This is a genomic window from Actinophytocola sp., assembly GCF_045807065.1.
In the GTDB taxonomy this organism is placed as follows: domain Bacteria; phylum Actinomycetota; class Actinomycetes; order Mycobacteriales; family Pseudonocardiaceae; genus Actinophytocola.
In genome coordinates, this window is record NZ_JBJMIE010000628.1 from 1 (window position 1) to 22792 (window position 22792).

The window sequence follows — 22792 nt, forward strand, 5'->3', positions numbered from 1 at the left end:
GCACCCACCCCGACCTGGAGGGCGTCGTCGGGCCGTTCGTCAACACCATCGTGCTCCGGCTGGCCGTCCCACCCGTGACGACGCTGCGCGAGCTCGTCCGGCAGGCGCGCGAGGTCGTCCTCGGCGCACAGGAACACGCGGACCTCCCGTTCGAGCGGCTCGTGGATGTCCTCAAGCCACGGCGGGATCCCGCCTACAACCCGGTGTTCCAGGTCAACTTCGGCGTCGGCAACTTCCCGCGCGAAGACCTGACGCTCCCGGGCATCCTCACCGAACCCGTGTCGGGTTCCGACGTGGGCACCGCGAAGTTCGACCTCTCGCTGTACGTCACGGAATCCGAGCCGAACTGGTACCTCAGCGTCGAGTACAACAGCGACCTGTTCGACGAGGCGACCATCCACACGGTCACCGGCCACCTCGACGACCTGCTCGCCGCGGGTGGGGACGCCCCGGACGCCCCGATCGAACGAACGGGCCTGGACCTGCCGACCGGCACCCGACCGCTGGCCACCCGGCAGGCGAGCGGGCCGGGACGGTTCGTCCCCCCTCGCGACCAGTGGGAACGCGACGTCGCGCAGACGTGGTCGGAGGTGTTGGGGGTGGACCCGGTCGGCGCGACCGACGACTTCTTCGCACTCGGTGGCAACTCGATGGCAGGCATGCTGGTCATCGACCTGCTGGGGCGGCGTTGCGGCCACCGGGTCCCGCTCGCGACCCTCATGCGCCATCCGACCGTCGAGACCCTGGCCACCGCGTTGCGCGGGACCGGCACCGGCCAGAAGGCCAGGACCGTGGTGACGCTCGCGGTCAGCCCACCGTCCGTCCACGACCGGCCGCCGCTGTTCTTCATGCACGCGGTCGTCGGGGAACTGGTCCTGTACTTCCACCTGGCCCGCGAGTTGCGCGACCTGCGGCCGGTGTACGGCGTGCAGTCCGACGGGGTCTTCCGGGGCGGCGCCGACCCCGGGCCGCGAACCCTGCGCCAGCTGGCCGCCCGGTACGCCCAGGAGATCATCGCCTGCCACCCCGGCGGGCCCTACCACCTGTGCGGCTTCTCCGCCGCGGGCCGCCTTGCCGTCGCCGTGGCCGACCAGCTGGCCACGCTGGGGCGTCCGGTGGGCGCGGTGGTGTTGCTGGACACCGCGCCGTTCGGGGACGTCGACCCGGACCCGGACCTCGCCACCGTGCTGTCCCGGTGGCTGCCCTTCGCGCCGTCCCACGCCGAACTGTCCGAACTGGACCGTCCGGGACAGCTGGCCGCGACGCTCGCGGCAGGCACCCGGGCGGGTGACGTCCCGCCGAACTTCACGCTCGACCAGTTCGAGCGGCTGGCCGGCGGACTGGAGCACAACGCACGTGCCTTCGCGGGCTATCGCGACCCCTCCTACCCGGGACCGGTCACCCTCTTCCGCAAGCGCGGGGACACCGGCCGGGACATCACCGCCGAATGGGCCGCGCTGCCCATCGGTGAGCTGCGGGTCGAGGTCACGGACGCGGACACGCACATGGGGCTCGTGAGCGGGCCGGCCGTTCCGGCGGTGGCCCGGCAGATCGAGATGTGCCTCACCGCGGCAGAACCGCACCCCTTCACCCCGACATCGTTCCCGGAGCACGCATGAGCACCGACAGCCCAGCGGTGTACGTCACCTCCCACGCGCAGGAGCGGTTGTGGATCGTCGACCAGCTCGAAGGCCGGGGAACGTCGTACAACGGGACGACGACACTGAGCCTCGAGGGTGACCTCGACGTCGAGGCACTACGTGGTGCCGTGGCGGCCGCCGTGAACCGGCACGGCGCGCTGCGTACGGGTTTCAGCACGCTGAAGGGCGTTCCGGTCCAGGTGGTGCGGCCGACCGTGTCGGTACCGGTCGAGTACGACGATCTGCGCGAACTGGGCGCAGACGAGGCAGCGGCGCAGATGTGGCGGCTGTTCGGCGAGGACTCCGCGGTAGCGTTCGACCTGGCGGTGCCACCGTTGCTGAGGGCTCGCCTCGTTCGGCTGGCGCAGCGCAGGCACGCACTGAACCTGTGCATCCACCACATCGTCTACGACGAGTGGTCCGCCGGGCTCTTCCTGGGGGACATCGCCACCTTCTACGAGTCCGCCGTGACCGGGAAGGCCCCTGACCCGCCCGCGTCCCGACGCGGGTACGGCGACTACGCGACGCTGCAGCGGCGCAGGCTGCGCGGCGCGCGGCGCAGCGTCCTGGAACGGTTCTGGCGTGACCGGCTGGCCGGGGCACCGGAGGTGATCGCCCTGCCCGCCGACCGGCCCCGGCCCGCCGTCCAGAGCTTCCGGGGCGCGTGGACCATGGACACGATGTCCGATGCCGCCGCCGGGGACCTGCGGGCGCTCGCGCGAGCCGAGGGCGCGACGACCTTCATGGTGCTGCTGGCCGGTTTCGCCGCGGTACTGGGCCGCTACAGCGGCGAGCGCGACATCGTGATCGGTACGTCTGTCGCCGACCGGGGCGACAGCGACTTCGACGACGTGGTCGGCTTCTTCGTCAACACGCTGGTGCTGCGGACCGACCTGTCCGGGCAGCCCACCTTCCGGAACCTCGTGCGGCGTACCAGGGACATGTGCCTGGCGGCGTACGCCCACCAGGACCTGCCGTTCGAGCGGGTGGTGGACCTGGTCCAGCCGCGCCGGACCACCGCCCACCAGCCGGTGTTCCAGGTGATGCTCACCCTGCAGACCACCAGCGCCGACCCGCCGTCGTTCGGGGACGTCCAGGTTTCCGCCCTGCGCCCGGCGGCCACCGGCTGGACCCAGTTCGACCTGTCGCTGTCGGCGGTCGAGCATGCGGCCGGGCTGGAGCTGCGGGTGCAGTACAGCACCGACTTGTTCGACCACGACACCGCGACCCGGCTGGCCCGCCACGTCCGCACACTGTTGACGGCGGCGGGGGAGGACCCCGACCGGCCGGTCGCCGCCCTGCCGCTCGTGGCCGGTGGGGAGCGGGCCACCCTGCTCGCCCTCGGCCGCGGTGTGCCCGCGCCCGTGGCGGACACGGCCGCGGGCTGTGTCCCGGCCCGGATCGAGGAACAGGCGGCACGCACCCCGGACACCGTCGCGGTCAGCAGCGGGACCGAACGGCTGACGTACCGGGAGCTGGACATCAGGGCGAACCAGCTGGCCCGCGCCCTGGGCGCGGCTGGCGCCGGACCCGAGACGACGATCGGCATCGCGGCGAGCCGGGGCGTGGACTTCGTCGTCGCCGTACAGGCGGTGTGGCGGGCGGGCGCGGCCTTCGTCCCGGTGGACCCGGCCCATCCGGCCGACCGGATCGGCCACGTCCTCGACCAGAGCGCCTGCCGCCTGGTGCTCACGGACACGGCGGGCCGCGCGGTGCTGAACTCTCGCGTGCCCGCCGTGGACATCGCACCGGCGGCGCACCAGCACCTGTCCGGTGACCCGCTCGAACGTCGTTACCGGCCAGCCGGCCTGGCCTACATCATCTTCACCTCCGGCACGACCGGTGTGCCGAAAGGCGTGATGGTCACCCACGACGGCCTGGCCAACCACGTCCTCGCCAAGATCGGCGACCTCGGGATGGGACCGGGTGACGTGCTCGCCCAGAACGGGCCCGCGACGTTCGACGTGGTCGTCTGGCAGTGCTGCGCGCCGATGCTGCTGGGTGGGCGGGTCCACGTGGTGCCCGACGACGTGCTGACCGACCCCGAATGCCTCGCTGCCGACCTGGCCGACGGCGGAGTCACGGTCCTGCAGGCGGTGCCGTCCACCATCGCACTGCTGCTGGCGAGTGCGGCCGCGACCCGCATGCTCACCGGGCTGCGCTGGCTGGTGCCGACCGGCGATGCCTTGCCCGCGGAGCTGGTGCACCGGTGGTTCACCGCGCACCCGGGTATCCCGATGCTGAACACCTACGGCGTGACGGAATGCAGCGACGACCAGTGCCACGCGGTGATCGCCGCGCCGCCCGCGCCGTCGGCGGGAGCGATCGCCACCATCGGGACACCCGTCGACAACATGCGCGCGTACGTGCTCACCGGCGATCTGGAAATGGCCCCGGCGGGCGTACCGGGAGACCTCCACCTGGGTGGTGTCGGGGTGGGGCGTGGCTATGTCGGCCGGCCGGGGTTGACCTCGGACCGGTTCGTCCCGGACCCGTTCGGCGAACCGGGAACACGGTGCTACCGCACCGGCGACGTCGTGCGCTGGCGGCCGGACGGCACCCTGGAGTTCCTCGGCAGGTCCGACCACCAGGTCAAGATCCGGGGCTTCCGGATCGAACCAGCAGAGATCGAAGCCGCCCTCGCCACGCATCCCGCGGTACGGACCGCGGTCGTCGGCACGTCCGGCGCCGCCGGACCGGACCGCCGCCTGGTGGCGTACGTGGTCGCGGAGCACAACCACGTCCCCGCGGCCGACCTGCGGCGGTTCGCCGCCGGTCGGCTACCCGGCTACATGGTGCCCGACCACGTGGTGTGGCTGGACGAGCTGCCGGTGACCGCCCACGGCAAACTCGACCGTGCGGCCCTGCCCGCCCCCGGGTCCGGCACCGACGCGGTGTCCGTGCCTCGCGGCGAGCCCGATCCGATGGGCGGCGCACCGGTGGAGTCCGTGATCGCTGGTATCTGGCAGCAGGTGCTGGGTCGCGAACGGATCGACGCACACGAGGACTTCTTCGACGCCGGTGGCAACTCGCTGCTCGCGATCAGCCTGCTCAACCACGTGCGCGCCGCGTGCGACGTGCGGCTGTCCCTGGCCGACCTGCTGGAGTCCCCGACCCTGGCGGGGATCGCGGGCACCGTACGGGCGGCCTTGCGGGAGGGCCTGGCGACCGAGCCGTTGTCGCCGATACCACGTGCCGACCGGTCCACGACCGTGCCCGCCTCGTTCGCCCAGGAGCGGATGTGGGTGATCGACCAGCTCGCCGAGTCACCGGCGCTGTACGCGGTCCCGCTCGCGGTGAAGCTGTTCGTGCTGATCTCCGACGAGGACCTGCGTGCCGCCGTCGGCCGGTTGCTCGCCCGCCACGAGGTGCTCCGGACCGGTGTCGAGGTGCGCGACGGCCTGCCGGTCCAGGTGATCGCCGACTCGGTACCCGACCCGCTCGTCATCGTGGACCTCTCGACGGTCCCGGACGAACCGCGGGAGCACCGGGTCCGCGAGCTGCTCACCGAGGACGCACGCCGGGGCGTGCCGCTCGGAGCGCCGCCGTTGGCGACGATCCGCGCGGTACGGCTCGCCCCCGGCGAGCTCGTGCTGTCGCTCGTCCTGCACCACGCGGTCACCGACGCGTGGTCGAACGACGTGCTCGTGCGTGACCTGGTGGAGCTGGTCCTGGCAGCGTCCGCCGACCGCCCGGCCGAACTGCCGGACCTGCCGGTCCAGTACGCGGACTACGCCGTGTGGCAACGCGCCGGGCTGACCGGCGAGCGGCAGGACGCGCTGGTGACCCACTGGACCAGCCGCCTGGCCGGCGCTCCCGAACTGAGCACCTTCCCGCCCACCCGGCCCCGCCCGGCTCGCCAGTCCTACCGTGGCGGCAAGCACGAGTTCGTGATCCCGCCGGATGTGGTCGCGGCCGTGCGGCGGTTCGCCAAGGCCGAGCAGGCGACGCCGTTCATGGTGCTCGTGACGGCGTTGGGCGTGCTGCTCGGCAACTGGGCGGACCAGGACGACCTGGTGATCGGGGTCCCGGTGTCCGGCCGGGAGCACCCCCAGGTCCGGGATGTGGTCGGGCTGTTCGTCAACACCGTCCCCCTGCGGCTCGACCTGTCCGGCCGACCGGACTTCCTGGCCGCTCTGCGCCGCGCTCGCCAGGTGTGCCTGGACGCCTACACGCACGCGGACCTTCCGTTCGAGACGCTCATCCAGCGGGTGCAACCTCGGCGCAGCCTCGCGCACCACCCGATCTTCCAGGTCATGCTGACCATGCAGGGCACCCCCGCCGAGTGGCACACCGCGGGGGACCGCACCGCGGTCGCCCATCCCGCGCCGTTCACCGCGACCGCCAAGTTCGACCTGCACGTGTACGTGACCGACCAGGCCGGCCGCTGGGACGTGGTGGTCGAGTACGCGAGCGACCTGTACGACCCGGACACCGCGCGGCGGCTGGGCGAACAGCTGTCCATGCTGCTCGGCTCGGCGGCGGCCGACCCGCGCCGGTGGATCGGCACCATGCACCAGGTCCCGGACCGTGAACGCCGGCAGATCGAGCGGTGGACGACCGGGCCGGTAGCCCTGCGGCAGCCCGAGACCCTGCCGGATCTCGTCGCGGCGCAGGTCGCGGCCTCGCCCGACGCCCCGGCGCTGCGGTGGGACGGCAGGTCGCTGACCTACCGGGAATTCCACGCGGAGGTGGCCGGGTTGGCCGGCCGGCTGCGGGAGCTCGGCGTGGGCGTGGAGTCAGTGGTGGGCGTGTGCCTGCCACGCGGCGCGAGCATGGTGATCGCGTTGCACGCGGTGGTGGCGGCCGGGGCGGCGTATCTGCCGTTGAGCCTCGACCATCCCGCCGAACGGCTCCGCCTGCTGGTCCAGGACGCCGGTGCCGAGGTGGTGATCGGCCCGGCGGCCCTGCTCACCGGTATCGCGACCCGGATCGTCGATGTCACCGAGCGAGGCCGGCCGGCCGGCACGCCGCGGATCCCGGCCGACGCGTTGGCGTACGTGATCCACACCTCCGGATCGACCGGGCGCCCGAAGGGTGTCCAGGTGAGCCACCGTTCCGTGGTCAACCGGCTGCGGTGGCTGCAGCGAGTGCTGCCGATCGGCGCGGGTGACCGCGTGCTGCACAAGACCCCGTTCGGCTTCGACGTCTCGGTGTGGGAGTTGTTCTGGCCATTGTCGTCCGGTGCCGAGCTGGTCGTCGCGCCGCCGGACACCCAGCGCGATCCTCGGTTGCTGTGGGAGATCCTCGACCAGGAGGGCGTCGGGCTCGTCCACTTCGTACCGTCGATGCTGGGTCCGTTCCTGGACGTGGTGGCCGAGGCGGGCCGACCGCCTGGCGCGTTGCGCACGGTCGCCTGTTCGGGCGAACAGCTGTCACCGCGGCTGGTCGAACGGTGCCGGCTCCAGCTGCCCGCGGTGGATCTCCACAACTTCTACGGGCCCACCGAAGCGGCCATCGAGGTGACGTGGCACCGGTGCGAGCCGTCCGCCGTGGTGCCCATCGGCCGGCCGATGGACAACGTCCGCGTCGAGATCCTCGGCCCGGCAGGCGACCGGGTGCCCATCGGCGCCAAGGGCGGGCTGTACCTGGGCGGGGTGCAGGTGGCCCGCGGCTACGCCGGCAGTCCGGGGCTCACCGCGGACAGGTTCGTGCCGGACCCGTCCGGCCCACCCGGCAGCCGGATGTACCGCACCGGCGACGTGGCCCGGTGGCTACCGGACGGCGCGGTGGAGTACCTGGGCCGGTCGGACTTCCAGGTGAAGCTGCGCGGGCTGCGGATCGAGCCCGCCGAGATCGAGGCGGCCCTGGCGGCCCACCCCGCGGTGACCGAGGCAGTGGTGACCGTCGTCGAGGGCAGGCTGGTCGCCTATCTGGTCACTGCCGGAACACCGGCGGAGTCGGAGCTGCGCGGCCATCTCGCCGCCCGGCTGCCCGACTACCTCGTGCCTGCCAGGTTCGTGCCGCTCGCGGCCCTGCCGGTGAACGCCGCGGGCAAGTTCGACCGGGCCGCGCTGCCGGTGCCGGACACGTGGCGGTCGGACCAGGCGCCCGCCTACGCCGCACCTGCCAGCCGGACCGAGGAGGTGCTGTGCGGCCTGTGGTCGGCGGTGCTGGATGTCGAGACGGTCGGCGTCCACGACAACTTCTTCCAGCTCGGCGGTGACTCGATCATGAGCTTGCTCGTGGTGTCCCGGGCGGCGAAGGCCGGTATCCGGATCAGCCCGAGGCAGTTCTTCGACCAGCAGACCGTTGCCGAGCTGGCGGCGGTCGCCGTCGAGGACGTCGAGGACGGCACGAGCCCTCGGCCCGACCCGGCCGCGTCCGCCGGCGGAGCGGTCGACGAGGCGACCATGGACCAGGTGCTGGCCATGCTGCGCGCCCACGACCAGCTCGCCGCCGAGTGAGCGCCTGTCCCGAGTCGGCCGGTACGGCTTGTCAGCCTTTCCGGCGGGGCGCGCGGGCCAGTGCCTGGACCAAGGCGGGAGCGAGGGCCCGCTGGTCGGTGCCGACCGGCGGGGGACCGGCCGGAGCCAGTGATCGGCCACCGTCCCGTGACCACGCGTCGACCAGACGGCGGAGGTGCGTCAGGATCCCGTCCGCGACCCGGTGTGCGGTCTCGGGCTCATAGTGCAGACCCGCGTAGTCGACCACGACGTACAGGCGGTCGTCGCGGACCACGGCGTTGACGATCCAGAGCCGGGGTGCCGGTGCACCGGGGTGCAGCAAGGGCGGGAGCTGTTCGGGTGCGGGGGCGAACGCCAGCCCGTCGGTGGTGGTTCGGGCCCCGCCGCCGGTCTGGCCGACGTAGTTCACCGAGATCCGCGGTTGCGGGCGGGCGGCCAGCCGGGGACCGTGTACCGGGTCGAGATACCGGAGAACGCCGTAGCTCAGCCCGTCGTGCGGCAGTTCATGGAACTGCTGGCGGACCGACCGAAGGGCCTCGACCGGGTCGCCGCCGGGCAACTGGACCAGCATCGGGGCGAGTGCGGTGAACCAGCCGACCGAACGGTAGAGGTCCGCCCCCGGTACGAGATCCTGCGCGCGGCCCTGGCCCTCCACCGTCAGGTGGACCGACCGCTGTCCGGTCCAGTCGGCGATCGCCAGCGCGACCGCGGTGGTGATCGCGTAGTCGACCCGGACGTCGCGCGGCATGCTGCGTAGCAGGCACGTGGTGCGCTCGGCGTCCAGCACGACCTCGACCACGCGCCGGTCTCCCTGTCGCGGCTCGCCCGCGTCGTGGTCGACCGGCAGGTCCCGCAGGTCGGCCGGGCTCTGCGCGACCCAGTGGTCCAGGTCCGCCGCCGCCCGGCCGGTGGCGGTCGCGAGGGCTGCCGCCCATTCGCCGGGCGCCGTGGTCGTCGGCGGCAGGGAGACCGGGCCGCCCGCACGTGCCTGGCGGTAGGCCATCTGCAGGTCCTCGAAGAAGATCTGCCACGACACCGCGTCGATGACGAGGTGGTGGGCGATCACGGCCAGCCGGACCAGGCCCGGGCCACCGTCGATCAACGCCACCCGCAGCAGCGGGCCCGTGGACACGTCGAACTCCTGGAGACCGGCGAGGGTCTCGGCGAGCGCCGACGGCCAGCCCTCGGCAGGCAGGACAGCGCGTTCCAGGCGCACGGCGACGTCGCAGCGTTCGGGGCGCCATCCGCCTGGCGCCGCCGGGTCGGCATGGAACCGGCTGGTGAACGCCGGATGGTGCCCGGCGACGGCCGCCACCGCCACCGAGAGAGCGCCGTGGTCGGGCGCGGTGTCCAGGCCGAGCAGCCACCCCTGGTTCCAGTGCCCGGGGTGTGGCAGGTCCTGCTCGAAGAACCAGTGCTGGACCGGGGTGAGCCCGTGACCCGCCACGCCGGTTCCGGTCACCGCCCCTGCCGGCCGCACGTGCGGGGCCATCTCCGCGATGGTCGGGTGCCGGAAGAAGTCCCGCAACGACACCTTGAGCCCGCGTTTGGCCGCACGGGACGCGACGAGGATGCTCAGGATCGAGTCGCCGCCGATGGCGTAGAAGTTGTCGTGCACGCCGACCCGCTCCAGGCCGAGCGTCTCGGCCCACACATCGGCCAGCACCTGCTCGGTGTCGTCGCGCGGCGCCACGTGGGCGACGGACTGGTGCGGTCGTTGCCCGCCGGGCTCCGGCAACGCTGATCGGTCCAGCTTCCCGTTGGGTCCCACCGGAAGCGTGTCCAGCCAGACGAGTGCCGCGGGCAACATGTACGCCGGCAACCGCTCGCCGAGGTACGCGCGGAGGTCCTCGGTGGACACCGGTCCGGCCTCGGCGACCGCGTAGGCGACCAGCCGGATGTCCCCGGCACCGTCCGGCGCGCCGACCACCACGGCGTCGGTGACCGCGGGATGCCCGGCCAGCACGATGGCGACCTCGGCCGGCTCGATCCGATACCCGCGGACCTTGACCTGGTCGTCGGCTCTGCCGACGAACTCCAGACGCCTGCCGGGCAGCCAGCGCACCAGGTCGCCGGTCCGGTAGAGCCGGGCACCGGCGGGGCCCCACGGATCCGGCACGAACCGGTCCGCGGTCTCGGCGGACGGGCCGGTATAGCCGCGGGCCAGGCCGGTGCCGCCGATGTACAGCTCGCCGACGGCGCCGAGCGGGCAGAGCTCGAAGTCCGGTCCCAGCACCACCAACGTCGTGTTCGCGATCGGCGTGCCCAGCGGAATCGTCCCGGTCGGCCCGGCCGAGTCCGGGTCGACGGGGCCACGCACCCGCGCGCCCACCGTCTCGGTCGGGCCGTAGTAGTTGAGCAACGTGGTCGACGGCGCGGCTTTCGCCCAGCGCGCGGCGAGCGCGGCGGGCAGCGGCTCGCCACCGACCGCGATCCGGCGGGTGGCGAGCCGGCGACCGTCACCGGTTTCCAGCTCCGCCAGCACCGCACGCAGGTGGGTGGGGGTGGCGCGGGCCAGGGTGTACGGGTGCGCGAGGTCGTCGGTGAGCGTGGCCGGGTCCGCCTGACCGAACACGACAGTCCCACCGGACAGCAGAGGCAGGTACAGGCTGGGCAGGGTCAGGTCGAACGCCGCGGAGGTCGACACCAGGCTCACCGCGGCCCGTGGCCAGTCGTCGGCGATGCCGGTGAGGTAGTTGACCAGGCCACGATGGGTGACGCGAACGCCCTTGGGCGCACCGGTCGAGCCGGACGTGTACAGCACGTACGCCAACGCGTCGAGGTGCACCGGCGTGGCCGCCCGCCGTACGGGCCCCGAGTCGATCGGCACGGGAGTCAGCCCCGCCGGTACGTCACCGTCGGTGATCACCAGCCGTGCCGACGCGGCTGCGGCGAGCCGTGCTGTCCGGTCGGCAGGCTGGCCGGGGTCGAGACACACGTAGGCGGCGCCGGCCGCCAACACGCCGAGCAGCGTGACCAGCAGGTCCACGCCCGGGTGCAGGTGCACCGCGACCGGTTCTTCTGGATCGACCCCCCGGTCCGCGAGGTGACCGGCGACCTCGTCCATCCTGGCCACCAGCTCCCGGTAGGTCAGGCTCTGCCCGGCGTCGCGGACGGCGACCACCTCCGGGTGCTGTTCGGCGGTCGCGCGGACCATGGCGGCCAGGCCGCCGTCCGGCAGGTGCGTGACGGGCCCCGACCCCCACGCCAGCAACCGGTCGCGGATCCCCGGAGTCACCAGCTTCGGCATCGTGGCGGGCCGCGCCGGGTCGGACAGCCCGTCGTCGAGCAGGGCCGGGAACTCGGCCAGGAGGTCCTCGGCCATCTCGGTGGCCACCAGCCGGGGGTCGTACTCCAGCCGCAGGCGCAGCCCGTGCGCGTGCTCCTGGCAGATCAGCCGGAGTGCGAACCTATCACCCCGCGCGTCCGACTCCTGGACCACCGCGGGCCCCGAAGGGGTCGTCCAGCTGGGCAGCACGCGGTGGGCGAACCCGAAGGAGAACCCGTCGGCACTGCCCGGGGGCCAGTCGAACCACTCGGCTCGTTCGCCACCTTCGCGCAGTTGCCTGGCGGCGTCCTGGACATGGTCGGTGATGGGGGCGTCGAGTGGCGTGTCGGCCCGCATCGGAAGGTAGGCGGTCAACGGCCCGCGGCAGTCGCGCAGCTCGTCATGCCTGCGCAGGTCCGTGGCGACCCCGAGGACGAGACCGGTCACACCGGTCTGCCGTCGCAGCAGCACCTGCCACGCCGTCACCAACCAGGCCCGCACGGACTGCCCGGCACGCAGGCGGTCCACCAGCCCGGCGTCGAGATCGGCCACGACACCGCGCACGGTGAAACCACCGGTGCCTACCATCTGCCCACAAAGGACAGATGGTAGGGGGGAGTCCCAGCCCTCGGCGCGGGCCCGCCAGAACTCGCGCACCCCAACGGCGTCCGGTGCCGTGGCCAGCCGGTCCCACCACTGGGCGGCGGCCCGGTACGGCAGCACATCGGTCCGCGGGCTTTCCACGCCGAGGAACTCCTTCACGAGGGCCTCGGCCGTGGTTTCGTCGGCTCGGCCCGCGGGCAGCTCGAGCGTGAGAACCCCATCGGCCACCGTCAGCTCGGCGTGCCCGCCCGAGGCGTCCTGCGGCAGGGCCGCGATGATCGGCTCGGCTCGGGCACGCAACCCGGCCTCGTCAAGACCGCCGGGCACGGCCACGCGGCAGAGTGTCCGGTACGGCTCGGGTCCGTCCGACTGGATCAACCCGGCGAGCCGCCGTTGGGCAGGGGTGGCCGGGACAGCGGGTGGTGCGGCCACGACGTCGTCGAGGTTGGTCACGAGATCCCTGCTTCGCTGGTCCTGGATGATGGGTCAGCCGGGCATCGGTCCCGGCGCGGGCAGCACGTCGGGTGCGCAGTCGAGGACGTCACGCGGTTCGCCCATGGCCACCAGGATCTTGCGGTCCCCGCGATAGGGCTCCCTGCCGTGGCAGGACAACATGTTGTCCACCAGGAGGAGGTCGCCCGCCCGGTAGGTCTCGCGCCGCTCGACCTCGTCGTACACCGCGTTGAGGTGCTCGGCCTCCGCCTGCGTGACCGGTTCTCCGTCGCCGTAGCACGTGTCGTACGGCAGTCCGTGCTCGCCGTAGCTCTCCAGGAGCGCTTCCCGTATGTCCGGGTTCATCGTGTGCCGGTTCCAGAAGGCCACGTGGTTGAACCAGGTCTCCTCGCCGGTGTCGGGGTGCCGGAGCACGGCCGCCCGCCGCTGGCTGGTTCGCAGGCTGCCGTCGGGCTGCCACTCCCAGGCGATGCGGCCGTTGTGGAGGATCTCGGCCAGCTCCGCGCGGTCGTCCGTGCCGAAGGCGTTCGACCAGGACAAGCTCAGGCTCGGATGGTAGTTGCGCCGCAGGGTCCAGCCGCGCGTGCGGAACCGGCCGACCAGTTCAGGATCCAGCCGGGCCAGCACCTCCCGGCTGTCGCCGACGGTGGTCGCACCCGCTTCTGTTGGGGCGACGGCACAGCCGAACAGCAGGATGCCCGGGAACCGCACGACGTAGCTGCTCTCGTTGTGCAGCCGGATCGGGTGCCGTGCGGGCATGTCGGTGGACGTGTACACGCCCTCGCTCAGCTCACTGCGCGGGGTCGACCGCTCCCGGTACTGCAGGTGGCCGTCGAGCAGCTCGTCCCGCGCCGTCGCGAAGTCGTCCACATCGGACATCGGAAGGCCGCGGACCAGCAGGCTGCCGAACCGGTGCAGCCCGGCCCGGATCGCGTCCCGGTGTCCGGCCAGCCACTCGCGCATGGCTTGGCGTCCGGACACGCCGTGCGCGACGGCGATCGCCGGCCGCCCGGTGGACAGTTCGATGTCCAGGTCCGCGAGTGCCGCGTCGCCGGGGGAGGTGTGCATGGAACGGGTTCTCCTCAAGTGTGTCGCACCTGGTGGCGACTGTAGGGACGTCCGCCCGTCCAACGGTGTCCCATGAAGTCGGGACGCGCTGCGACCGGGGAACCACACGGCTCGGGAGTGATCGATCGTCGGCAGTCTGATCGGGCCGAATCCCTGACGCGGGCTGACCGCCGCCCACCTGGGCCTCGTTCCGGGGGACGTGTTCGGCGGCCCGTGGTACCGACTTTTGGGGACATGCCAGCCGACAGCGGACCGGCGATGGTGGCCACGGCGAGGGAGCCGGTGCGGCGACTTCGCCGCGATCGGCTTCGACGCGCCACGAAACCGAGCCCTGCTGGCTCGACCCTTCCGGCGGGAACAAGACGACCCGCGTGCGGCGGGCGGTTGGTTGGGCGACAGCGTGCCCCGACGGTGGAGGACATCCGATGAGCATCAGCCCGCCGACGGCCCGGAGCGAAGCCGCGCGGATCTTCAACTCCGCGGTCGCCGCCTTCGCGATCGCCGCGGCCTGGGAGCTCGGGGCGATGGACGAGTTGCACCGGTCCGGTGCGCTCGACGCACGGCGGTTCGCGATCGACAACGGCCTGGACGAACAGTCGACACTGGGGCTGTGCCGCGCCCTCGCCGCGGTCGGTGTGGTGGATCGGGACGGCGCCCGCGTCAGCGCCGGGCCCAACTTTGCCGAGATACATCGCAACCGTTCCTTCTTCCACTGGCTGGCACGGGGAAGCGCGGAGCTGTTCCGCGACCTGCCCACGGTGATCCGTACGGCCAACCGAACCGGGGACTTCTATCAGCGCGACGGCGCGGCGATCGCGTACGCGTGCCGCGAGATCAACACCCTGTGCTACGAGCCGTCGTTCCAGAAGGCGATGGCCGGACTGGGTTGCGAGTTCCGGGTTGTCGCCGACCTGGGTTCGGGTAGCGGCGAGCGGGTGATGGACGTGCTGCGGCGGTATCCCGGCACGAGGGGAATCGGTGTGGACATCGCCGCCTCCGCGGTGGACATGGCCCAGCGGGAGGCCGACCGGACGGGTCTCGCCGACCGGGTGACCTTCCTGCGGGCCGACGTCCTGCGGTTGGCGCCGAGGCCGGAGTTCAACGAGGTCGAACTGATCACGTGTTTCATGATGGGACATGACTTCTGGCCGAAGGAGCGATGCGTCGACACGCTGCGCCTGTTGCGTCGGATGTTCCCGAAAGCCCGCCGGTTCCTGCTGGGCGACGCCACCCGGACCAGCGGCATCCCGGACACCGAGCTCCCGGTGTTCACGCTCGGGTTCGAGTTGGCCCACGACCTGATGGGTGTCTACCTGCCAACGGTTCAGGACTGGGAGTCGGTGTTCGAGGCGGGCGGTTGGTCGGTACGCGCGACCTACCCGATCGACCTGACGGTCGGCGAAGTGATCTTCGAGCTCCAACCGTCGAGGTGACCGGTGCGCCCGGTGACAACCCTCGGCCTGCTCGACATCCTGCGGCCGGAATGGCTGCCGGATCCCTACCCGCTCCTACGCCTCCTGCGCGGGCGGCACGACACCTTCTGGGACGAGGGGATGCGCAGCTGGGTCGTGCTGGACTACGAGAACGTGTCCCGGCTGAGCAAGGACACCCGGCTGTCCGGCGATCGGATCTCCGAGTTCCACCAGCGGCTCCCGTCCGGCGTCGAGCGTGACCTGCGAGAGCTGAGCGACATCCTCTCCGACATGATGCTGTTCAACGAACCGCCCCGGCACACCGTGCTGCGCAAGCTGATCAGGCCGGCCCTCGCGCCCCGGTTCATCCGGGACATCCGGCCGATGATCGAGAACCTCGCCAACGCCCTGCTCGACCGGGTGGCTGACCGGGACCGGTTCGACGTGATCGCCGACTACTCCGAGCCACTGACCCGTGGCGCGATCGCGGAGCTCGCCGGGATACCTGCCGAGTCGGCGTACCTGCTGGAGAACTGGCAGGGCCTGATGCACGAGTTCTTCACGCAGTCCACCCGCCAGATGCCTCGGATCCACGCCCTGCGCGAGGTGTTCGACGGTGGCAGGGCCCAGCGCGCGGCAGGGACGATCCCCGGTCGGTTCAGCGAGGTCGTCGGTGACCAGGTGCGGGCCGAGTCCGTGTCCGAGGACGAGGTCTTCGCGAACTTCCTGCTGCTGGTGGACGCCGGCCAAGCCACCACAACGCATCTGATCGCCAACAGCGTTCTCGCCCTCCTCCGGCACCCGGACCAGTTGCGGTTGCTGCGGGAGCGGCCCCAGCTGACGGCGAACGCGGCCCACGAGTTCCTGCGGTACGACGCCTCGGTGCTGTACACCAGCCGGATCGCGCTGACCGACATGGAGGTGGCCGGCCACCGCATACGGCAGGGCCAGTCCGTGACCCTGGTACTGGGCTCAGCCAATCGCGACGAACGACACTATCCCGACCCCGACCGGCTGGACGTGACCCGCAAGGCCGCTGACCACCTCTCGTTCGGGCATGGCATCCACTACTGTCTCGGTGCGGCACTCGCACTGACCGAGGCAGAGATCGCGATCTCGGTCCTGCTGAGCCGGTTCGACGACCTCGCCCTCGCCGAACCCGAGCCGGAATGGCTGGAGAGCATCAACTTCAGGTTCCTGAGGCGCCTGCCCGTCCTCGTCCGGTAACAGCCCGGTCGCCGATCAAGGGCGCTGAGCACGCTGGTGTGCCGGCCGGCCCGTTGCGCGGCTGCTCAGGTCGAGCAAGCCCGAACGCCGGGCACGAGAGGGTGCCAAGGTGGGGGCGCCCGTTCCGCGTCTCGTAACCCCCTGGCCTATCTATGGGCGTAGACAAACGCATCATGGAGAGCGGGGAGGATTCCTTGCGGTACAAGCACTTCGCGGTGGCGATGGTCGTCGCCGGTCTGTTCGGCCTGGTCGTCACCGGGAACGCCGAGGCACGGGGGTCAGGGAGCAGCACGCGACCGCCAACCAGCCGGGCACCAACCAGCACATGACCGCGCACGCGGTCAACCACACGACCGGCGAGGTTATCGACGCCGCTGTCGACGTCGCCCCGGTGCCCGCCTGCGGCGGCTGACCGCGGGTCCCCGCCACCGTCGTCGGCTGAGCCGGCGTGTGCTTTCAAAAGGATCACTTGATGGGAGCGAAAAGTTGACAAGACTCTCGCACAGATTATTCACCCTGGTCATCGGCGCTTGCGCTCTGGTGTTCTCCGCGGGATCCGGCACGGCATCGGCGCAGCCAGGTCCTGGACTGAGCTGGACAGGTCAGCAAGCGATCAGCGGCTCCGGCACCAGTGCGGACCCCGCTTTGACGGAGTTCAAGGGGCAGCTGTACGCGATGTGGAAGGGCACCGGCCTTGACACCGGTCTCTACTGGTCCTCCAGCAACGGTACGACCTGGACCGGTCAGCAAAAGATCGGCAACGTCGGCAGCAGCGAAGGCCCCGGCCTGGCCGCGTTCAACGGGCGCCTCTACGCCATGTGGAAGGGCGGCCAGAACGACCCCGCGGTGTACTGGGCGTCCAGCGACGGGTCCACCTGGACCAGTCAACAACAGATCAGCAACCGCGGCACCAGCGCCGCGCCGGCCCTGGCCGCGTTCAACGGGCGGCTCTATGCCATGTGGAAGGGCACCGGTGTGGACACCGGCCTGTACTGGTCCTCCAGTGACGGCAGCACCTGGACCGACCAGCAGGAGATCCTCAGGGTCGGCACCAGCGAAGCCCCCGCCCTGGCCGTGTTCGGCGGACGGCTCTACGCCTTGTGGAAGGGCAGCAACAGTGACCCCGGCCTGTACTGGGCCTCCAGCGATGGTACGACCTGGACCGGTCAGCAGGAGATCGTCAGTGTCGGCACCAGCGCGGGTCCCGCCCTGGCCGTGTTCGGCGGCCGGCTCTACGCCTTGTGGAAGGGCATCGGGCTCGACCCCGCCCTGTACTGGGCCTCCAGCGACGGTCTGACCTGGACCAGTCAACAACAGCTCAGCAGCTCCGGCACCAGCGAAGGCCCCGCCCTGGCCGTGTTCGGCGGACGGCTCTACGCCTTGTGGAAGGGCAGCGACAGCGACCCCGGCCTGTACTGGGCCTCCGCCTCGGGTACCTGACGCCGACGAGATCTGAGCCCGAATAACCGCTGTGACTCACGGAAGGAAGGAATCCCATGATTCGCAATGTCCGCCGGATGGCGGCGCTGTTTGTCCTGATCATGTCAATGACCGGCCTGTACGCATTGGTGACGCCCAATGCTTTTGCGACGTCCGGCGGCACCGCGCACATCAGCGGTGGGTACGGCAGCACGAATTCCCGGCAGGCCGCACTCGTCGCCGCCGTCAGGCGCGAAGCCGTGCTGCATCCGAATGCGAGTGACCGCCATATCTGTTACGCCGCCCACGTTGAGAACATCGGCTGGCAGCAGCCGGTGTGTGATGGCGTGACAACCGGGACTACCGGCCAGGGTCTGCGCATGGAAGCGCTGGACATCGTCGTTTCCGGTGTCGGCGGCGTGTGTGCCGCGGCGCATGTGGAGAACATCGGCTGGCAGCCCGTGACGTGCGCCGGAGACAACATCAACGTCATGGTTGGCACGACCGGCCGCGGCCTTCGCATGGAGGCACTGGACATCAGCGTCAGCTCGGGAACGGTGTGTGCCAACGCCCATGTAGAGAATATCGGCTGGCAGGGCTCGCGCTGCGCATCCACCCCTTCGTTCGCGCTGGCCGGCACCACGGGCCAGGGTCTGGGCATGGAAGCGGTTCAACTGACTGTCTGATGTTTCTCTCCAATCCGGACGGATCAAGGCCATCAACCTGATCTGCCCGGATTGGTCAGGCTGGAGGATGGGACCTCCTGCAACGTCAGCGAAACCAGTCAGGGGATCGACGCGGGGAGAATATCAAGGGCCGGAAAGCGACATCGTCACCGATGTGCTGGGGTGCCCGTCGACGGGTCGGTGTCCCTGCCCGATCGGCCACCCCTGCGTGCGTCGCGCCGAGGGGTGGTCGGGTGCGAGAACTGAAGGGCAGTGAGTAACCGACAACTTTGCGGAGGCGGCGAATGGCCAACTTGCGGCTGCAACGAGGCGATGAGGGGGAGTGGGTGACCTACCTCCAGCAGGTGCTCGAGAGCAAGGGCATCGGTCCGGGCCGGGTGGACGGGGTCTTCGGTGAGGTGCTCGAGTCCGCGGTGCGCTCGTATCAGCAGGACAACCAGCTCACCGCGGACGGCGTGGTCGGCGACACGACGTGGGACAAGCTCACCGCCTCCACCACGGAATCGCTGACGGTGGACTGGTCGGAGCTCCCGTGGCTGGCGGAGCTGGCCCAGTACGAGGCCACCGAGGACGGGATGCGCCAGTTCCTGCGCGACCGCGGCATCGACGTCGATGTTCTGACCGGACAGGCCTGAGGAGGACCGATGGGCAAGTGCACACCAGAGGACCAGACGTCGATGGTGACGCCTGTGACCACTCTCATCGGCGGCCTGCTGTCCATGGCAGGCGGTGTCGCGGCGATAGTGCTTGGTACACAGGCCAACGAGAACGAGGAGGGCAGCGGCAACACGACGATCAACGCGGGCGCGGCAATGGTCACCGGCGGCTTCGTCGCCATGTCCGGCGCGATCACCTGGCTGGCGTTCAAGTGCAGGGAGATCGCGGTCCGCGACGACTCCGACTCCGACTCCAGTTCCGACGAGGAGGGCGAGGGCGCCGAGGAGATGACGCAGATCGCCGACAACCTCGAACAGATGGAGGAGGGGCTTGGTGCCGAAGCGGACAAGGTGGGCCACCTCGCCGGCCCGTCGGGCGACGACGGCGGACAGTGAGCCACTCCATGTGACATACACCCGCACGACCGCGGGGACTGACTCCGTCAAAGGCCCGCGGGACTCGACGCGCCGGTCCGAGGGCCGGCACGCGTTCGAGCCGCGGTGTTCAGCGGTTTGTTCAGGACCGGGTCAGTGGTCGTCGGCAGGGTCGGGAGCGTTCTCACCCACTCCCGACTAGGAGTCAGCGATGACCCGACTGCACCGGATGGCGGCCCTCGTGGCCTGCGCTGCCGGCTTGACCACCACGCTCGTGCTGGGCGCCGGGCAGGCCGCTGCCGAGGCCAAGGCCGGCGTCACCAACTTCGAGGGGCTCAGCGCGGAGGTCACCGGCTGCTCGGACGACGCGGTGACCATCGAGCGGAAGTCGATCCCCCACACCGGAGCCGACATCTGGCTGCGGTACAGCCCGAGCTGCCGGACGGTCTGGGCCCACATCAGCGGCGCGCCGCCGCGCACCCAGGACAACGCGGGTGGTTCCGCCCTGATCTACCGCGAGCAGGACGGCGCCGCCGACCGCTGCTACTCGGGCACCGACTCCTCCTGCAGCACCGCCATGCTCAACGACGCCGGTTACACCTCGCACGCCACCGGCACGGTCGACACCGGGTTCGCCATCTACCGGGAGACCACCGTGTCGTACTGACCGGGGGAGACCTCACCGGGGCCCGGCGTACGCCCGGACCCCGGTGAGGTCGGCGAGGTCGGCACGCAGCCGGGCGGCATCCGCACCAGGCAGGCCCGACAGCACGGCTGACGCCTCCGCCCAGCTGTCGTGCGCCGGACCGGAGGCGCCGGTCTGCCGCAGCGTCCGGCCCAGCTCGATCAGGTACTCCGCCACGCCGAGGGAGTCGCCCATCCCGCGGCACACCGCGAGCGCGCGCCGGAAGTACTCGACAGCCTCCGCCGACCGGCCCACCTCCCGGTGCAGGACCCCGAGGTTGGCGAGCGTCTCGCTCTGCCCGAACGAGTCCGCCACCTCGCGGTGGATGTCGAGCGCCTGCTCGAAGTACCCGATCGCCGCACCGAACTGGGACAGCTCACGATGCGCCTCACCCAGGTTGTTCAGCGTCTGGCCCTGACCGCGCCGGTCGCCGATCTCCGTCCGCAGCCGCAGCGCACGGCGGTAGCACGTCAGCGCCTGGTCGAACTCCTGCCGCGCGCACAGGGTGGCGCCGAGATTGTTGAGAGTCTGGCTCTCACCGAGCCGGTCCTCGCTGCGCCGCCAGATCGCCAGCGCCCCGTCGTAGTGGCCGCGGGCCTCGTCGAGCAGCCCCTGGTTCCACGCGGCGGTGCCGAGGCTGTGCAGCATCCGCGCCTCGCCGTGCTCGTCGCCGCGCAACCGCGCCGACGCGAGACCGACGGTGTGGGTGCCGGTCCAGTCCGCCCACCGCTTGCTGAGATAGAAGAACGACCACAGCGTCGCGGGCAGCTGCCACGCGATGTCGTGCAGGCCCTCGTCGGCGGCCTGCCCCACCGCCGCGACCAGGTTGGGGTGCTCGGCCTCGAACCACGTCCGCGCGCGGTCGGGGCTGTCGAACCGCAGCGGCGACGCCGGGCCCGGCCGGGCGGTGATCGGCACGGCCATCCGTTGCGGCATGAGCGCGGTGTTCGCGGCGTCGGCCGTCAGCAGGTACCAGGTGAGCATGTCGCGCACCGCGCGCTCCCGCTCGTCGTCCTCGCGTTCGTCGGCCAGCTCCCGCGCGTAGCAGCGCAGCAGGTCGTGCGACTGGTAGCGGTCCTGGCCGACCACGGTCAGCAGGTGCGCGCCGGTCAACCGGTCGAGCAGGTCGCCCGCACCGGGAACGCCGGCGAGGGCCGCGGCCACCAGCCCGTTCACGTGCGGGCCCGCGTGCAGCCCGAGGAGCCGGAACAGGCGTGCGGCGTCGGGCGGCAGCGAGCGGTAGGACCAGGAGAACACCGGACGCATCGCGGCGGTCTCGTCGTCGGCCGTGGTGAGCACGTCGAGCGTGCGCCGCTGCACGGTGAGCTCGGCGCTCAGGTCGGCCAGCCGCAGACCGGGCCGGGCGGCGATCCGCTCGGCCAGCACCCGCAGCGCCAGCGGCAGCCGGGCACACTGTCGCGCCAGCTCCCGCACCGCCGCCGGTTCGCTGCCCGCCCGCGCGGCGCCGATGACCCTGCTCAGCAGGCGTACCGCGTCGTCCTCGGGGAGCAGCTCGAGCACGAGGCGGCGCGCGCCCTCACGCACCACGAGCCCGGACATGAGGCCGCGGCTGGTGATCACCACGTGGCTCGCGGCACCGCCGGGCAGCAGCGGGCGCACCTGCCCCGGGCTCGCCGCGTTGTCCAGCACCACCAGCACGCGCCGGTCGGCGGTCAGCGACCGGAACAGGTCGGCCTGGGCGTCCACCCCGGCAGGCAGGTCCGTGACCCCGAGCGCGGCGAGCATCCGCGCGAGCGCCTCTCCCGCCGACATCGGCGCGTCGTCGCTGAACCCGCGCAGGTCCAGGTAGAGCTGGCCGTCCGGGAACCGGTCGCGGGCGCGGTGCGCCCAGTGCACGGCCGCCGCGGTCTTGCCGACCCCCGCGGTGCCGGACAGCACGCTGACGCCGGGGCCGGCCCGGTCGAGCCAGGCCACGCAGTCGTCGCGGCCGGTGAAGTCGGTGACGTCCGGCGGGAGCTGACCGGGACGGACGTGGACGGGTGCCGGCACGCGGACATCGGACGGCAGCGCCGCCACCGCCGCCACCACCTGCTCGACGGGATCGCCGCGCAGCACCGCCTCGTGCACGGCACGCAAGCGTTCCCCGGGCCGCACCATGCCCTGCTCCTCGGCGAGCAGCCGCGCGCCGGCCCGGTAGGCCCCGAGGGCGTCGGCGGGCCGTCCGACGGCATAGAGCGCCACCACGAGCCTGCTCCGCAGTCCCTCGTGCAGCGGCCAGTCGGCGCACTGCCGGGTCAGGTCGGCGACGAGGTGGTCCGCCCGCCCCAACGCCAGCTCGACGTCGATCCACCGCAGCTCGACCGCGAGCCGCCGCTCGGTCAGCCGGGCCGACTCCGACTCGGCGAACCGGCCGGTCAGGTCACCGAGGGGACGCCCGCGCCACCGGGACAGCGCCGAGCGCAGCGCCGGGACGGCCTCGTCGAGCCGGCCGGCCGCCACCGCCCGCTCGCCGCGGGCCACGTCCTGCTCGAAGGAGAGCAGGTCCACCTCGGCGGGCGGGGCGTCGAGGCGGTAGCCGAGCGCGGAGGTGCCGATGGCGGTGTCCCGCGCCCCCGTCGCCCGCACCGCCTTACGCGACGCGGAGACCAGGACCTGGACATGGTTGCGGGCGGTCGGCGGCGGCTCGTCGTCCCAGAGCAGATCGGCGATGCGGTCGGCGGGCAGCGGCACGTTGGCGTTGAGCGCGAGCAGTGCCAGCAACAACCGCTGCTGCCGCCGCCTGAGCCGCAGCGGCTCACCATCGGCCGACGCCTCGAACGCACCGAGAACCCCGACGTACACGATGCCCTCCCTCGCCGGCCCCGTGTCAGTGCCCGGCCAGCCCTCCAGCCTAGCCGCAGGTGGCGCGGACCGTCGGACCGCGCCAGAACCC

At 71.7% G+C, this 22792-nt stretch carries 12 protein-coding genes; 9 read left to right on the forward strand and 3 right to left on the reverse strand.

The window, feature by feature from the left end:
- Both ACJ73U_RS36520 and ACJ73U_RS36525 read left to right on the forward strand, forming a co-directional pair.
- On the forward strand, positions 1-1619 hold a 1619-nt coding region (locus tag ACJ73U_RS36520), incomplete at its 5' end, for a condensation domain-containing protein (RefSeq protein WP_407782321.1).
- Positions 1616-8047 carry an amino acid adenylation domain-containing protein gene (locus tag ACJ73U_RS36525; RefSeq protein WP_407782322.1) on the forward strand — a complete coding sequence of 2144 codons (6432 nt, stop codon included), beginning with the start codon at positions 1616-1618 and terminating at the stop codon, positions 8045-8047. The genes ACJ73U_RS36520 and ACJ73U_RS36525, both read left to right, overlap by 4 nt.
- A 31-nt stretch (positions 8048-8078) precedes the next feature.
- Here the strand turns inward: ACJ73U_RS36525 and ACJ73U_RS36530 are convergent, their stop codons facing one another.
- Positions 8079-12371: an amino acid adenylation domain-containing protein gene (locus ACJ73U_RS36530; RefSeq protein ID WP_407782323.1), complete on the reverse strand. Its 4293-nt coding sequence runs from the start codon at positions 12369-12371 to the stop codon at positions 8079-8081.
- 33 nt (positions 12372-12404) lie between these two features.
- Positions 12405-13439: a TauD/TfdA family dioxygenase gene (locus tag ACJ73U_RS36535; RefSeq protein WP_407782324.1), complete on the reverse strand. Its 1035-nt coding sequence runs from the start codon at positions 13437-13439 to the stop codon at positions 12405-12407.
- 425 nt (positions 13440-13864) lie between these two features.
- Here ACJ73U_RS36535 and ACJ73U_RS36540 point away from each other — a divergent pair, with 425 nt between their 5' ends.
- The 7 genes from ACJ73U_RS36540 (at position 13865) to ACJ73U_RS36570 (ending at position 19881) form a co-directional block, all read left to right on the forward strand.
- Positions 13865-14872 (forward strand): class I SAM-dependent methyltransferase, encoded by a 1008-nt coding sequence (locus tag ACJ73U_RS36540; RefSeq protein ID WP_407782325.1) that lies wholly within the window; start codon positions 13865-13867, stop codon positions 14870-14872.
- 3 nt (positions 14873-14875) lie between these two features.
- Positions 14876-16078: a cytochrome P450 gene (locus tag ACJ73U_RS36545; protein ID WP_407782326.1), complete on the forward strand. Its 1203-nt coding sequence runs from the start codon at positions 14876-14878 to the stop codon at positions 16076-16078.
- Positions 16079-16723: 645 nt separating this feature from the next.
- Complete coding sequence (locus tag ACJ73U_RS36550; protein ID WP_407782327.1) at positions 16724-17518, forward strand: hypothetical protein; 795 nt, start codon at positions 16724-16726, stop codon at positions 17516-17518.
- A 56-nt stretch (positions 17519-17574) separates the two neighbouring features.
- Positions 17575-18183 (forward strand): hypothetical protein, encoded by a 609-nt coding sequence (locus ACJ73U_RS36555; protein WP_407782328.1) that lies wholly within the window; start codon positions 17575-17577, stop codon positions 18181-18183.
- 284 nt (positions 18184-18467) lie between these two features.
- Positions 18468-18818, forward strand: coding sequence for a peptidoglycan-binding domain-containing protein (locus tag ACJ73U_RS36560; RefSeq protein ID WP_407782329.1), 351 nt, complete (start codon positions 18468-18470; stop codon positions 18816-18818).
- A 54-nt stretch (positions 18819-18872) separates the two neighbouring features.
- Positions 18873-19235: a hypothetical protein gene (locus tag ACJ73U_RS36565; RefSeq protein ID WP_407782330.1), complete on the forward strand. Its 363-nt coding sequence runs from the start codon at positions 18873-18875 to the stop codon at positions 19233-19235.
- A 190-nt stretch (positions 19236-19425) separates the two neighbouring features.
- Positions 19426-19881 (forward strand): DUF2690 domain-containing protein, encoded by a 456-nt coding sequence (locus tag ACJ73U_RS36570; RefSeq protein WP_407782331.1) that lies wholly within the window; start codon positions 19426-19428, stop codon positions 19879-19881.
- Positions 19882-19893: 12 nt separating this feature from the next.
- Here ACJ73U_RS36570 and ACJ73U_RS36575 read toward each other — a convergent pair whose 3' ends face one another.
- On the reverse strand, positions 19894-22701 hold the full coding sequence (locus ACJ73U_RS36575) for a tetratricopeptide repeat protein (RefSeq protein WP_407782332.1): 2808 nt from the start codon (positions 22699-22701) through the stop codon (positions 19894-19896).
- Between the last annotated feature and the right edge of the window lie 91 nt (positions 22702-22792).